The sequence below is a fragment of the Halobacillus sp. genome, from assembly GCF_049282395.1.
Taxonomy (GTDB): domain Bacteria; phylum Bacillota; class Bacilli; order Bacillales; family Halobacillaceae; genus Halobacillus.
Genome location: NZ_JBAPTY010000438.1, coordinates 1 through 14,654, shown reverse-complemented (window position 1 = coordinate 14,654; position 14,654 = coordinate 1). Strand labels below are relative to the sequence as shown.

Here is a 14,654-nt window from a genome sequence, read left to right as displayed (position 1 = left end):
CGTTTATAATAGAGAGCCCGCCAACGTTGATGAAATGAATCGATACCTGGATTAACTGAAAAAAAGCGCTGGTAAATTCAGCGCTTTTTGCATGAGCAAAGCTACATCACATATCGATCCACCGCTTGAATTTGTAAATCTTTCCCTTCATTCATCATCTCTAGCTACAAATTTGAAAAATCAGGAGACCATTTCTTTCGTTTTCCTTCTTCAATAACCAAAAGAGCTTTATCCCACGAGCCCCTGTCGACATAGCCGATCAGAAATCCTGGCATAAAAAGTTTCTGCGACGGCCGTTAACCACAAAAAAACCGAAATATTTTCTCCTTGAAAAGGCTTATAAAATAAAGAAAGAGCAGGACTTTAAGCCCTGCTCCCTTTCATCCACACTTAATAACTCTCAATACTGGTTTCCCCATCTGTAGGTTTCTTTGATTTTCTAACCAATGCGACAATACCTGCTATTAAGTAAGCCACACCTGCAAATATACCAAGTCCTACTGTTCCAAATGTCATAATAATTGCTGTTACAATTAAAATAATGCCTGCCGCTTTTGGTTTTTTATCTCCTTTAAGAAATACAATTGATAAGATCCCTAAAGCAATTGCCACTAGCGCGGCCACCATGATGACCATCGTAAAGGTTCCCATAGCATCAAGCATCTGATTTACATTAATCGTTCCACTGCCCTGCATTTCCTGAGAGGAATTCATAACGTTCTCCAGTTCCTGCCTGAACTGAGGGTTATCTTTATTACTTAAGAAAATACCGCTCAACAGAATAGGCAGACCATACAATATGATTCCAATCACAGTAAGCACGATTTCAGCTGTTCGTTTCATTCTTATCTCCCCTTTATTTATTTAATTGCTCGCCACATCTCTTTTCGTAAAGAAGACCCAGGCAAGTATAACAAAAATTACATAGTACACGAATAACACAGCAACAGAAAACCCTGCTGTTTGCTCGTTGAACATGGGGTTTCCTTCTAAATACATTGTTAAATCCGTATTGGCAAATAAGATATATTTCGCCCATTCCCTTTCCATTAAAAAGAGCACAATGGAGTTACCAGCCATCATTAAGAAGATAGCAACACCTATGGCCAATGAACTATTTCTAAAGACCGCGGAAATCATGAAAGCGAAAGTTGCCATCAATAATAAATTGACCGAACTCAGTAAATACATAGTAACGGTGTGCTGAAAAATCGATGCTTCCTGTATCTCTCCTGCCTGTCGAAATAAGTAAGTCTGTGAGATGCTGTCAATACCAAAAAGCGCGGCCCCCACGATAAAAGACAAAGCATATAAACAAAGAAGCATAGTCAAAGCAAACAAAAGCACAGAAACATATTTGGACAGCAAGATTTTGGTTCGGGAAATAGGTCTAATCAGTAAGAGTTTTATAGTACCCCACTTAAATTCATTAGCTATCATGCCGGCAGCAACGATAATGGTAAACAAGCTGATAATGGATATTAAACTTCGGTTGGTTTGCAAAAAGTCCCAAACATCATATCCGGAAGGTTTAATATCGTTTTGAATGCGGTATTCATTCATTTCAATATCTGTGTAAGCTGGATACTGAATTTGTTCCCTTTCTTCACCCGGCCCCGGCGGCCCTTGCTGCTCCTCTTTCAACTGTGCATTCTGTTCTTGTAACTCCTGTTTCCAGTTTTCCCCTGTAGGTCCCTCTCCACTAATCATCGTGTTATCAACTTTCATAAGCACACCGAACCCAATAACCAATACCCCAAGTATAATAAGCATAATCCAAGTAGCGATTTGAGAGTAAAGTTTCATTTGTTCATTTCGTACTAATTGTATAAAGTTATTCAATGGAATTCTCCCCTATCAAGTCCAGGAATTTGTCTTCTAATGTCGAACGATTAACATGGACACTGTAAATATCTATCCCTTCTTTAACAAGCCCACTTATAATTCTTGGTATTTCTTCACGTGTACTGCTGAAGGTCACTGTGTTACTATTCAGTTTGACAGGCGAGTCCACCTTTTTCTTTACGAATTCCTGGGCACGGTCTATGGGAGAGGCTTCAACCGAAACCTCCTTGGTATCTGTTTGTTGCAAAGCGTCTTCCACAGACTGTATGGAAATTAATTCTCCATTTTTGATAATTCCAATCCGGTCGCACATCATTTCCATCTCTGAGAGGATATGACTTGAAACAATCACTGCGACACCTTCTTCAGCAGCCATACGCCGAATATACGCTCTTACCTCTCGAATCCCTGCAGGATCCAGGCCATTAGTAGGTTCATCTAAAATAAGAATGGATGGGTTATGTAAAAGTGCCTGCGCAATCCCGAGACGCTGCCTCATTCCTAATGAATATTTACCTACTTTGTCTTTGATTCTGTTTTCCAGTCCAACCAGGCGAATGACTTCCTGTATTCGTTCTTCTGTAATTCCGGGAATCATACGGGAATAGTGCAATAAGTTTTTCCGGCCACTCATGAAAGGGTACATTTCCGGGTTTTCTACAATTCCTCCGATGTGGCGAATAGCTTTCTTAAAATCCTTATTAACACTGTGTCCCTGTATCAATACGTCTCCGTTTGTCATATCCATTAACCCGACCATCATTCGAATCGTGGTTGTTTTACCTGCTCCGTTAGGACCTAGAAACCCGAACACTTCTCCGCTGTATATTTCAAAATCCAGCCCTTTAATAATCTGTTTGTTTTTTATTGTTTTACTGACATCTTTCAACTGCATGACAGATTGAGACAAATAAACCCCTCCTTTATTATTCTTACTTTTCTACTACGTAAGAAACAGACAAGTTGTTTCACATTTTTATAATTTATTACAGAACTTCGTGGATATTTCCCGGGAAATTTCGTGGAATACTGCAGTCAGGCCCTTTTTTCTACTTCTGGCAACATTCACATTTATACAGCTTATCCCCTTGGATAGACATATCCTCTTGAACACCCCTCCGCTCAACTCCACTTTCCTCCTTAACAATGGATGGAGTTTCTTATTTTTGATAAACTAGAAATTAACGGAGTATGGAGGGAGAATCTAAATGAAGATTGTATCAATTGAACCAACACCCAGCCCAAACTCAATGAAAATCAATCTGAATGAGCACTTACCTGATGGTGAAACTCATAACTATAAGAAAGGGGACGACTTGGATAGCGCCCCGGATTTTATAAAAAGATTATTTGAGATTGAGGGGGTAAAAGGCCTTTACCATGTGACGGACTTTATTGCCCTGGAGCGAAACGGCAAGATCTCCTGGGAGCAAATTCTGCCAGAAGTAAGAAACACCCTTGGCTCCTCTTCTGAACATGAGCCACTCAATAATCGTGAATCTTCAGACAAGCCCGATGATACTTTTGGAGAAGTTAAAGTATTTATTCAAATGTTCCGTGGTATTCCTATGCAAGTTAAGCTTGAAGAAGGTGAAGAAGAGAAGCGAGTTGGTCTTCCGGAAAGATTTATGGAGGCTGCAATGAAAGCATCTCCAGCTTCCCCGAATATGATCATGGAACGAAAGTGGGTAGAACAGAGCCCGCGTTTTGGAGACACTTCAGAAATTGGGGAGCAAGTTAAAGAAGAAATTTCGGCAAGTTATGATCAAGAACGACTCGATTCACTGGTTAAACAAGCGTTTGATCAGGAAGCCGACTATGTAGAAACGACGGATAAGAAGTCGAGAATTACACTTGAAACATTGGATAATGACGATTGGAAAGTACGTTATGCAGCACTCGATCGTATGGACCCTACCACCGAGGACTATGCCATTTTAGATAAGGCTTTGGACGACAGTAAAGCCTCCATTCGGAGGTTAGCTGCTGCCTACCTTGGAATGATAGAAGAAATGGAGACTCTTCCCTTCCTTTATAAAGCATTGAATGATAAGTCTGTTACAGTGAGGCGGACAGCGGGGGATTGTATTTCAGATTTAGGGTTTAAAGAAGCTATGCCGCGAATGATTGATTCACTGGCTGATCCTAATAAAATTGTTCGCTGGCGTGCCGCGATGTTCTTATATGAACTGGGAGATGAGTCCGCGCTTCCTGCTTTAAGGAAAGCAGCAGATGATCCTGAGTTTGAAGTGAAAATGCAAATTAATATGGCCATAGAACGAATTGAAGGCGGCGAAGACGCCAAAGGGTCTGTGTGGCACCAAATGACCCAGGCCACTAAACAAAAACCAAACTAGGAGGATAATTTATGAATCCATATGAAGCATATATGAAAGAAATTTCCCAGCCAATGAGAGATGAATTAACCAATGCAGGCTTCACAGAATTAACAACTCCAGAAGAAGTAGATGAATTCATTGCATCTACAAAAGGGACTTCACTCGTTGTCATTAATTCCGTTTGTGGCTGCGCCGCAGGTCTTGCTCGTCCGGCTGCTAGAGAGTCTCTTACTAATGATTCTAAACCTGATCATTTAGTAACCGTATTTGCAGGCCAGGATCGTGAAGCAACCTCACGAATGAGAGAATATTTAGAAGGCTATGAGCCTTCATCTCCATCTATGGCTTTACTGAAAGATGGACAGGTCCTTCATTTCATCCCACGGGAAGAAATTGAAGATTATGAAGTAGAAGAGATTGTAGAGAACTTAACATCTTCCTATAATCAATACTGCTAATACGGAAGGCGGCCCTTAAGAAGGCCGCCTTTTTTATGTGGATGTCACCGCAGGATTGCTTGAAGCCGAATTACTATTTTCTCCTTTAATGAACTTCATAACAATTAGCATTAATAAAACCCCGATTATGCCCGCACTAATATAACTGATATTTAATAACTCTTTCATGACAAGTGACATCACTGGCGGACCAGCGGCCACTCCTATAAATCTTGACGAACTATAAAAAGAGGTGATGGTCCCTCTTTCTTCCTTTTCAATTCCTTCAGTGATAAGGGCATCTAGTGTTGGAAGCATAGCTCCTATCGCAATGCCTAGAATACTCGTGACAATAAGAAGAAGAACCAGCTGCTTATTCACATACCCTACAAAAATCACACTCCCAGAAATCCCAGCTAAGGAAAGAAGAATGACTCTTTTCATGGTTTTTGTCTCCCCTTTTATTTTCTTTCCTGTTATAAAGGAAGCGATGCAAAGAAAAAATAAAGGGATAGCCAGAACAAAACCTTTTTTTACGCCATCTATATCATGAACTTTTTCCAATATATCTGATAAAAAGAAAAGGACACCAAACAAGATAAGCATAGCGTAGATCCCTAATAAGAATACAGGATACAGCCATTTCCCTTCCTGTTTAAAAATCTTCTTCGTGTTTTTAAGAAATTCCTTTAATTTTTTAGGCTCTTCCTCTTCACCTTTGGGAACTTTAATGAAAAAGAAAACTAGCACAATGGATATTAGACTAAAGAAGGATATAGAAAAAAACGGTAAAAACCATAAGAAAGCAGCAAATGCTGCTCCAAGAATTGGACTTAATACTTTACCAAATGTATTGGACGTTTCAATTAATCCTAGACAGGAACTGGTCTTTTCATCATCGTCTTTGTACAAATCTCCTACGAGAGGGAGAATAATCGGGGTTGCTCCTGCTGCTCCCATGCCCTGGAGAACTCGCCCGATAATAATCCATAGAAATGGATCACTCATTTTCCAAGAGGCAAACCCTGCTATAACTCCACCTATAAAAGCTAAAATCAGACTGGGTAATATCACGATTTTCCTTCCAAAACGATCTGACAAATAACCAGCGACAGGTATAAGAAAGATAGCAGCTAACGAATAACTGGTAATGATCGTACTGGATTGAAAAGAAGATATCCCTACCTTTTTTTCAAAAATCGGAAGAACGGGTATTAACATTGAATTTCCAAGCGTCATTACTAGTGGAATGGATGCCATACTGATGAGGCACCATCGGCTGACTTTGTTCTCCATAAATACACCTCATTTAGATTCATACTTATAGGTTATCCAAACCAAAAGTAAATATTTGCACTAATGAATTTACTATATATGTAAAAAAATAATTAACTGCTGATCACTAAAGAGGAATAGTTAATTATAATGTGAATTTAAAAAGGAACACCCTATTCGAAGGTATTCCTTTTCCCACAGGAAAGCCAGTTAATTCCCCATTAGCCCTCTTCCATATTTACGGAACGGGACAAATTATTTCGAAATTCAGTCAGTATCGGGAGCTTATCTTTACACCCCGGAGCTGACTACTTAATATTCCACCGAGTTTTTTGCTGCTCTGTATTATTGAATTTTTGTTCCAGCTGAGAACCACAATTGGGACAGATGACTGCTTGAGAAGGTATCGGCGTGCAACAATAGGGGCATTCTTTTTTCGTCATGGCATGCAACGGATGCTGATGAGGTTTTTTCCAGCGATTAATCTGCCTGACTACAAGAAATACTGCAAATAATATAATAATAAAACGTACTGTCGCTGTAAGGAACAGCCCATAATTGATGGTTACAGCACCAGCTTCTTTTGCCGCAGACAGAGTTGAATAGAACCCTCCGCTCAAATTAAAAAACATTTCTTCAAAATTCACTTTTGCATATAATAACCCTACGGGAGGAAGCAGGATGTCCTTAACTAGCGAATCAATAAAACCGCTGAATGCTGCCCCCAATACCATCCCTACACCCATGTCCACCGCGCTGCCTCTTACTGTAAACTGGCGAAATTCATGGAATAGCCCCATCTTGTCCTCTCCCTTCCGAATTATCCTATGAGATATAAGGACAAACTATGAGCTATAAAAAAAACCCGGGCGGGCGCCCGGGGTTGATTTATAAAATGGCTTGTTGGCAAACATTAGGAACAGATCCCAGCAGATCATAGGTAAGGCAGACCGGCCGGTTCGTTCTTGGATCTTTGACGACTTCAGCATCGATTTGGAATACATCTTCCAGTACTTTTGGCTGGATTACTTCTTCTGGTGTTCCTTCCTTAATGATTCGCCCTTCCTTTAAAGCTACAATATAGTCGGCAAAGCGTGCAGCGTGGTTTAAATCATGGATGACCATTACAATAGTACGCCCCTCTTCGCGATTCAATTGTTCCAATAGCTTAAGAACTTCCAGTTGATGAGCTAAGTCTAAGTAAGTCGTAGGTTCATCCAAAATGAGCAGTTCTGTCTCCTGAGCCAATGCCATCGCAATCCATACACGCTGGCGCTGTCCACCTGAAAGAGCATCAATTGGCCGATCTGCAAATTCCTCGATGCCAGTAATGGAAAGAGCCCACTGGATCATTTCTCTATCATGATCATTTAACTTGCCAAAGGCTTTTTGATGAGGGAACCTGCCGTAAGAAACTAATTCAGAAACAGTCAATCCGCTTGGTGCTTTTGGTGTTTGAGGAAGCACGCCCATTTTTTGGGCAATATTTTTAGTGGATTCCTTTTTAATTGCTTTGCCATCTAAATAAACGCTACCTGAATTTACAGTGTGGATCCTGGCTAAAGCTTTCAGTATTGTGGATTTGCCACACCCATTAGGACCTATAATGGTCGTTATTTGATTTTCGGGAATATCCAAGTCCAGGTCTTCCACTACATTATAGTCACCATAAGCGATACCGACTTTTTCAGTCATCAGCTTTGCCATGCAAAAATCCTCCCTCGAATCTATAAACAAACTTTCAATATCTATAGTAGATGCTAACAGTGAAAATCATTATCACTTATGATTATAAAGATTTTATAAATAACAAGCAAGTTAATTAAAAGTAGTTCTAATGGGCCATTCTCCTTTTATAAGCTTGGATTATAATAAAATCATTCTTTTACATAAGGAGATATCCATGAAAACCCGTATGATACACATGAGTCCTCCTCAAACGCTGATCAGCGTTTTTACCCTGTTTATTACTCTGGGCACATTTCTGCTTAAGCTGCCGTCCGCTACATCCAATGGAATAACTTTCATGGATGCTTTGTTTACAGCAACCTCAGCCATGACAGTTACCGGGTTAGTCGTAATAGATACAGGTACAGCATTCACCTTGTTCGGGCAGATTATCATTTTAGTTCTGATCCAGGTTGGCGGTTTGGGAATCATGACCTTCGCGGTACTGATTTACATGGTACTTGGTAAAAAGATTGGAATTAAAGAGCGGCTGTTAATTCAGCAGGCTTTAAATCAAACTTCTCTGGGCGGGGTTATCCGCCTGGTTCGTAAATTATTTATTTTTTCAATTACCATTGAAGCATTGGCTGTCGTTTTTTTATCTTTAAGATGGGTACCGGAAATGGGGATGGCTAAAGGCATTTACGCAAGTATTTTTCATTCTATTTCAGCTTTCAACAATGCCGGTTTTTCTATCTGGTCCGACAGCCTTTCTGCTTATGCAGTGGATCCGCTCGTTAATATTGTCATTACTTTGCTTTTTATTATCGGAGGAATCGGTTTTACGGTTGTTTTTGACTTGTGGAGAAGTAAAGAATTTTATCATTTATCCCTCCATACTAAAATAATGCTGGTCGGTACCTTATTTATAAATGTGGTTAGTTTATTGATGATTTTTATTCTGGAATATAATAATCCTGACACCATTGCAGACTTCTCTACACTCGGTAAGTTGCAGGCAGCTTATTTTCAGGCAGTAACACCACGAACGGCAGGGTTTAATTCAATCGATATCAGTCAGATGGAAGAATCGTCGCTATTTTACATGCTGATGCTCATGTTCATTGGTGGGGGAAGCACCTCAACTGCTGGAGGTATTAAACTATCCACCGCCCTCATCATAGTCCTTGCTTCCATCACTTTTTTCAGGCAAAAAGAACATGTGAACCTGTATCGCAGAAGTTTCCACTTCCATTTGATCATGCGTGCTCTCGCTCTTACAGTTGGCAGTGTAGGTGTAGTATTTTTGGGGACTTTTGTCCTGAATCTCTCCGAAGATGCCCCTTTTTTAATGATACTGTTCGAAACGATATCTGCCTTTGGCACTGTTGGTTTGTCTATGGGACTGACAGGGCATTTAACTCTAATCGGAAAATTAACACTGATTTGCATCATGCTCATTGGAAAGTTAGGACCGCTGACTTTTGCTTTTGCTTTTGCCCGTTACAAACCTGATCCGATCAAATATCCAAACGAAGACGTATTAACTGGTTAGCCTATATCCCTCCCCTTCTTCTATTTCCAGAGAGGGGGATTTTTCTGTTTAGCTAGAAAGAACAGAATAGCTAGATACTATTTCTTTAAGACACTCGACTAGCCCCTGTATATCTGCACTTGTCTGTTCGTGGCTAAAAGACAGACGAATGAAAGATTTTGCTTCCTCTCCACTGATACCTACTGCCTCAAGTATAGAAGGAGATCCTTCACTCCTAACTTGACAGGCACTTCCCGTAGAAAAAGCATAACCGTGACGATTGGCTTCGAGCATTACCCAATGCCCTTCAAGACCATGCATGCATAACCCAATAATCGGGACCGAATTCACGGACTCGCATACTACTGTGATGTGGTTTCTTATATCTTTCAAAGCAGTCAAGAACTCACGCTTTAAAGATTCAATTTTAGACTGGCGCTTGTGTAGCTCTCGAATGGATTTTGCAGCAGCCGTTGTAAAAGCTGCGATCCCGGGCGTATTTATAGTACCAGCTCGAACGCCTGATTCATGAGTTCCATTGGGTAACAAAGGCTGGAACGAAACAGATGGGTTGATGTACAAAGCCCCCACTCCTTTAGGTCCGTATACCTTATGGCTTGAGAGTGAGAAACTGTCCAGGTAAGGCGTAATTGAATTTAGATCCACCTTGCCAAATGATTGGACACAGTCGCTATGTAACAATGCGCCCCACTCATCACAAACCTTTCGAATTCTTCTTATAGGCTGGATTGTTCCAATATCACTATTTACGTGCTGAATACATACAAGTACGGTATCTTCGCGCATTAAATTTTCTAATTCGCGTACGTCAATGGTTCCTTCCATCGTTAATGGAACCCAGCTGATTTCATATCCATCTGCTTCCAATTTTTTTGCTGAATTTATTACAGAAGAATGTTCGGCAGCTGAAGTAATCAGATGATTTCCTTTACCTGCTTTCATTAGACCTTCCATAGCAAGCAGATTACTTTCTGTACCTCCACTCGTAAAATAAATTCCTTCTTTATTTACTCCGAGAAGGTTCGCAAGTGTTTTGCGGCAATGAGATAGCAGTACTTCTGCTTTTGTTCCTGGGTCGTGCAGACTGCGGGTGTTCCCATAGAATTCACTCGAAGCTTTCACATAAGCTTCGAGTGCTTCTTCATCGATGGGACAGGTAGCTGCATAGTCAAAATAGGTAGACATTCTTTTTATCCTCCTTTTTCCGTAAACCACTTGTCATAAGTTTAATTCTGTGTAAATATAAGTGTCAATACACCTGTAAATAAACAGGAGGAAATTCATGAAAAAAGCAGACGTTATTATTGTAGGAAGCGGCTTGGCCTCCTTACAATTAGCCAGACACTTAAGTAAGGATTTAAATGTGATTGTTCTCACAAAGTCTTTTTTGAAACACAGCAATTCTACTTATGCTCAAGGAGGTATTGCAGCAGCAATCGGGAATCGTGATACTCCTTATCTACACTACTTAGACACACTCGAAGCCGGCTGCCACTTGAATCATCCACAGGCTGTAATGCAATTAGTACAAGAAGCTCCCGCTCTCGTTGAGGAACTCATTCAGGATGGGTGTCAGTTTGATACCGATGAAAATGGGGCTCTTCTTCTTGGAAAAGAGGGGTCTCACAACCAACGGCGGATCGTCCACGGAGGTGGAGACCAAACCGGAAAGCGGATTGTAGAGGGGCTTATTCCACACTTACCTTCTAATATATCTATCTATGAAAATCAATTTGTTTTCGAGCTGCTTCTAGATGATATTGGCCGATGTTATGGAGTTAAAAGCAAAGATCAAGAGAACGGTCCCCATACCTTTACTGCTCCCTGCGTCGTTCTTTCAACTGGAGGCTGTGGTCAGATTTATTCATTCACCTCTAACACCGACACGATTACCGGAGATGGCATGGCTTTAGCTTATATAGCCGGGGCAGAGCTTGCAGACATGGAGTTCATACAATTTCATCCGACTCTTTTATACTTAAACGGAGAAACGAAAGGTCTAGTTACCGAGGCAGTGAGAGGAGAAGGGGCTGTATTAATTAATGAAACCGGTGAAAGGATTATGGAAAACGTTCACCCTCTTAAAGACTTAGCCCCAAGACATATAGTAGCCCAGAACATTTATGATTACTTAAGAAAGGGACAGAGCATTTATTTAGATATCAGTTCCATTAAAGATTTTCAGATGAAATTCCCTACGGTAACCGCTCTTTGCAAAGAGGAAGGTATTGATTTAAGTAAAAGCCTAATCCCTGTAGCCCCAGGTGCCCACTTCGCAATGGGAGGTATCCGGACAGATTCCGTTGGACAAACCACTGTCGAAGGACTTTATGCTCTCGGAGAAACAGCCTGTACCGGTGTTCACGGTGCAAATCGACTCGCCAGCAATTCTTTGCTTGAAGCCCTCATTTTTGGAAAACGATTGGCCCAGCACATTAACTGCAATCCCGGGAATCATATACCTGTTCACAAAAATAAGAAAAACGCGACGGTCCTCTTCCCCGCATTGCCCGAGAAAAAATTAATCCAGCATTTCATGATGGATCGGGTCGGAATTGTCCGCTCAGCTCAAGAATTGACCGAGCAAATGGAATGGCTGGAATCATTCCAAATTGAGAGGCTTCGCGAATCCAGTCTTGACTTGCTCACTGTCGAACAAATTACTCGCTTCTTTATGATGCAGACAGCCTGGCTTATAACTGCCTCAGCTATGGAGCGGGAGGAAAGCCGAGGAGGTCATTATCGCAGTGATTTTCCTATTGAACGGGAAAACTGGCAGAAACAACAGATTATCCAACAAAGATCATTAGAAAGAAGGGCATTTAATGAACAAATTAAAAGTTAGGCGCATGCTGGAAGATTTTTTTATAGAAGATATAGGGGATCGAGACGTAACCAGTGACTTCCTCTTCCCTCAAGATGTAGACGGTGAGCTTCACTTTATAAGCAAACAGTCCGGAATTTTTTGCGGCACGGAAATTATCCGAGAGGGTTACCAGCTGCTTGACTCGTCCATTAAAGTGGAAGTTCATGTTCAGGATGGCACAGCCATTCATTCAGGTGAATCAATTGCAGCTATCAAAGGGCCAATTGTGAGTTTACTAAAAGGTGAACGGGTGATCCTTAATTTAATTCAACGAATGAGCGGAATTGCTACGCTTACAGCACAAGCCGTCGAAACCCTTAATCATATAGAAACGGAAATTTGTGACACAAGAAAGACCACGCCCGGGTTAAGAATGTTTGAAAAATACGCGGTTCAGATGGGAGGGGGCGTGAATCATAGATTTGGATTGTACGATGCCGTCATGTTAAAAGATAATCATATAGCTTTTGCCGGTTCCATTTTAAACGCCGTCGAAACGGTCAGAGCCAAGTTAGGTCATATGGTTAAAATTGAAGTGGAAACAGAAAATGAAGCTCAGGTTAAGGCAGCAGTCCTGGCGGGAGCCGATTGCATTATGTTTGATAATCGGACTCCAGAAGAAATCAGAACCTTAATTCAGCTCGTCCCTTCTAACATTACAACAGAAGCTTCAGGAGGAATTCATCTGAATAATTTAGCTGCTTACCGCGAATCGGGAGTTGATTATATCTCTCTTGGAGCGCTTACCCATTCAGCCACTTCTCTCGATATTAGCGCCAATGTTTCGATTATACAAAGGAGGCCAAACTATGAATCTATTTGAAACGATGGAGCATTCCAGCCCCACTTTACCTGAGCGTTATAAAAATAGGAGCACGAAAGAATTAGAAACCATCATTTGGAATGTTAAAAAGACAATGGGTGCGCGCCTTTTTTTACCCGGTCACCACTATCAGAAAGATGAAGTCATCCAGTTTGCCGATGTACGGGGAGATTCTCTGAAACTGGCTCAGCTCTCAGCAACTCAGCACGAAGCAGAAGCTATTGTTTTTTGCGGCGTACATTTCATGGCGGAAACCGCCGATATTTTAACAAGGGAAGACCAGCATGTGTACCTCCCTGATATGAGAGCCGGCTGTTCGATGGCCGATATGGCAAACCTCACGCAAACGGAAAAAGCATGGAAGAAGCTAAAAGCTAAGTTTAACGACACCATACTTCCCCTAACTTATGTCAATTCCACAGCTGCTATTAAAGCATTTGTAGGAAAACATGGAGGAGCGACAGTCACTTCCTCCAATGCAGCGGGCATGATCGAATGGGCCTTATCTCAGAAAGAGCGTATTATGTTTTTACCGGATCAGCATCTAGGACGGAATACCGCCTACGACCTCGGCATCCCCCTCAAACAAATGGCCGTATGGGATCCTATACGGGAAGAGTTGCTTCACGAAGTACCTGTCGAAGAAGTGAAAGTGATTTTATGGAAAGGGCACTGTTCGGTTCATGAAAACTTTACCGTTTCAAACGTTAAGCAGGTACGGAAAGACTACCCTGATATGAACATCATTGTGCACCCCGAGTGCAGCCGAGACGTGGTATCTTTATCCGATTATGCTGGATCAACAAACTACATTATCAGCCAGATTGAAAACGCAGCTCCTGGCAGTGCATGGGCGATCGGTACGGAGATGAATTTAGTAAATCGAATCATTCATGAACATCCGGAGCAGCATATCATTTCCTTAAATCCGCGGATGTGTCCTTGCCTTACAATGAATCGAATTGATCTCCCTCACCTCGCCTGGTCATTGGAATCCTTAGCCGAAGAGAAACCTCAAAATCTAATTAAAGTAGATCCTGAGATTGCGACCGATGCTAAAAAAGCACTGGAACGTATGCTGGCAAGGGCCTGATGTTAAAAAGAAATTTACAAGTACAATGAATCAGATGAACTGTTTCTCGATAACTAAAAAAAGGCGCCTCTAATAAGAGAAGCGCCTTTCTTTATGTATGAAACCATTAATTTTTAGTATACAGCAAAATAGCAATAATCATGAGAGCCATACCAGCTATTCTTTGACCATCCAGCGGGATCTGCTTCATACCCAGCCAGCCGAAGTGATCGATGAGTGAGCTTGCAATAAGCTGAGCTGATATTAGCGTAAAAATGGCAACGCCTACTCCAATCCTGGGTACAGCTAAAACCATGGTCGAAACAAAGAAGGCTCCCAGCACCCCTCCTAGAAGCTGCCATTTCGGAACTTGAAACACATTAACGATATTCCCTTTCCCGAAAAAAAGCATAACTAAAAATAAGACAACTGTTCCTACTAAAAAGGATGTAAATGCTCCTTCAAACACGCCAATCTTCTGCCCGAGTCCCCCATTTACTGATGATTGAACTGCAACTCCAATACCGCCAATAAAAACAAGTAACATTAACAGCAACTGCATAACTTACTTCTCCCTCCATTCTCAATCAGTATATATAAGCTCAATTATTTCAAAATCTATGCAGGAGCTCAACTTATTGAATTCATATATAAATATTCTGTTTAATCTGAGTCTTGATTTCTTAAGAAAAGCTCCCGTTTGTTGAAGACTTGATTTCGAGATAATTGGTTCCTTTACGTTAAATGGAGGAGGGCTGGTGGGGAAATAACTCG

At 41.2% G+C, this 14,654-nt stretch carries 14 protein-coding genes; 6 read left to right on the top strand and 8 right to left on the bottom strand.

All coding sequences use genetic code 11. From position 1 onward, the window contains the following. Positions 1–390: 390 nt before the first annotated feature. The 3 genes from WAM07_RS18255 to WAM07_RS18245 are packed head-to-tail and all read right to left on the bottom strand — an operon-like array spanning position 391 to position 2,755. A complete protein-coding gene (locus WAM07_RS18255) occupies positions 391–843 on the bottom strand; it encodes a DUF4064 domain-containing protein (RefSeq protein WP_422168815.1) in 453 nt (150 codons plus the stop codon). A gap of 21 nt (positions 844–864) precedes the next feature. Continuing rightward, entirely contained in the window at positions 865–1,842 is a 978-nt protein-coding gene (locus WAM07_RS18250; protein ID WP_422168814.1) for an ABC transporter permease, read from the bottom strand. Next, positions 1,835–2,755 (bottom strand): ABC transporter ATP-binding protein, encoded by a 921-nt coding sequence (locus WAM07_RS18245; protein WP_422168813.1) that lies wholly within the window; start codon positions 2,753–2,755, stop codon positions 1,835–1,837. The genes WAM07_RS18250 and WAM07_RS18245 overlap by 8 nt, the downstream gene beginning before the upstream one ends. Positions 2,756–3,053: 298 nt before the next feature. On the opposite strand from WAM07_RS18245, the gene WAM07_RS18240 reads away from it, so the two are divergent. Both WAM07_RS18240 and WAM07_RS18235 read left to right on the top strand, forming a co-directional pair. Continuing rightward, the gene (locus WAM07_RS18240) at positions 3,054–4,202 is read left to right on the top strand and encodes a conserved virulence factor C family protein (RefSeq protein WP_422168812.1); all 1,149 of its coding nucleotides are present in this window, start codon (positions 3,054–3,056) and stop codon (positions 4,200–4,202) included. Between the two features lie 11 nt (positions 4,203–4,213). Continuing rightward, a complete protein-coding gene (locus tag WAM07_RS18235; RefSeq protein WP_014641537.1) occupies positions 4,214–4,642 on the top strand; it encodes a BrxA/BrxB family bacilliredoxin in 429 nt (142 codons plus the stop codon). A 33-nt stretch (positions 4,643–4,675) separates the two neighbouring features. On the opposite strand, the gene WAM07_RS18230 is transcribed toward WAM07_RS18235, so the two are convergent. The 3 genes from WAM07_RS18230 to WAM07_RS18220 all read right to left on the bottom strand — a co-directional run bounded on the left by WAM07_RS18230 (position 4,676) and on the right by WAM07_RS18220 (position 7,603). Then, on the bottom strand, positions 4,676–5,917 hold the full coding sequence (locus WAM07_RS18230) for an MFS transporter (protein ID WP_422168811.1): 1,242 nt from the start codon (positions 5,915–5,917) through the stop codon (positions 4,676–4,678). Between the two features lie 287 nt (positions 5,918–6,204). Beyond that, positions 6,205–6,696, bottom strand: a complete 492-nt coding sequence (gene mscL, locus WAM07_RS18225; RefSeq protein WP_422168810.1) for a large conductance mechanosensitive channel protein MscL — start codon at positions 6,694–6,696, stop codon at positions 6,205–6,207. Between the two features lie 88 nt (positions 6,697–6,784). Further along, on the bottom strand, positions 6,785–7,603 hold the full coding sequence (locus WAM07_RS18220) for an ABC transporter ATP-binding protein (RefSeq protein WP_422168809.1): 819 nt from the start codon (positions 7,601–7,603) through the stop codon (positions 6,785–6,787). A 196-nt stretch (positions 7,604–7,799) separates the two neighbouring features. Here WAM07_RS18220 and WAM07_RS18215 point away from each other — a divergent pair, with 196 nt between their 5' ends. After that, the gene (locus WAM07_RS18215; RefSeq protein WP_422168808.1) at positions 7,800–9,119 is read left to right on the top strand and encodes a TrkH family potassium uptake protein; all 1,320 of its coding nucleotides are present in this window, start codon (positions 7,800–7,802) and stop codon (positions 9,117–9,119) included. A gap of 48 nt (positions 9,120–9,167) precedes the next feature. On the opposite strand, the gene WAM07_RS18210 is transcribed toward WAM07_RS18215, so the two are convergent. Next, positions 9,168–10,304 (bottom strand): IscS subfamily cysteine desulfurase, encoded by a 1,137-nt coding sequence (locus WAM07_RS18210; RefSeq protein WP_422168807.1) that lies wholly within the window; start codon positions 10,302–10,304, stop codon positions 9,168–9,170. A gap of 97 nt (positions 10,305–10,401) precedes the next feature. Here WAM07_RS18210 and nadB point away from each other — a divergent pair, with 97 nt between their 5' ends. The 3 genes from nadB to nadA are packed head-to-tail and all read left to right on the top strand — an operon-like array spanning position 10,402 to position 13,901. Continuing rightward, on the top strand, positions 10,402–11,964 hold the full coding sequence (gene nadB, locus WAM07_RS18205; protein WP_422168806.1) for an L-aspartate oxidase: 1,563 nt from the start codon (positions 10,402–10,404) through the stop codon (positions 11,962–11,964). Next, the gene (gene nadC, locus WAM07_RS18200) at positions 11,945–12,808 is read left to right on the top strand and encodes a carboxylating nicotinate-nucleotide diphosphorylase (RefSeq protein WP_422168805.1); all 864 of its coding nucleotides are present in this window, start codon (positions 11,945–11,947) and stop codon (positions 12,806–12,808) included. The genes nadB and nadC overlap by 20 nt, the downstream gene beginning before the upstream one ends. After that, the gene (gene nadA / locus WAM07_RS18195; protein ID WP_422168804.1) at positions 12,795–13,901 is read left to right on the top strand and encodes a quinolinate synthase NadA; all 1,107 of its coding nucleotides are present in this window, start codon (positions 12,795–12,797) and stop codon (positions 13,899–13,901) included. Before nadC ends, nadA begins: the two co-directional genes overlap by 14 nt. Before the next feature lie 106 nt (positions 13,902–14,007). On the opposite strand, the gene WAM07_RS18190 is transcribed toward nadA, so the two are convergent. Continuing rightward, on the bottom strand, positions 14,008–14,442 hold the full coding sequence (locus WAM07_RS18190) for a DMT family transporter (protein ID WP_422168803.1): 435 nt from the start codon (positions 14,440–14,442) through the stop codon (positions 14,008–14,010). Between the last annotated feature and the right edge of the window lie 212 nt (positions 14,443–14,654).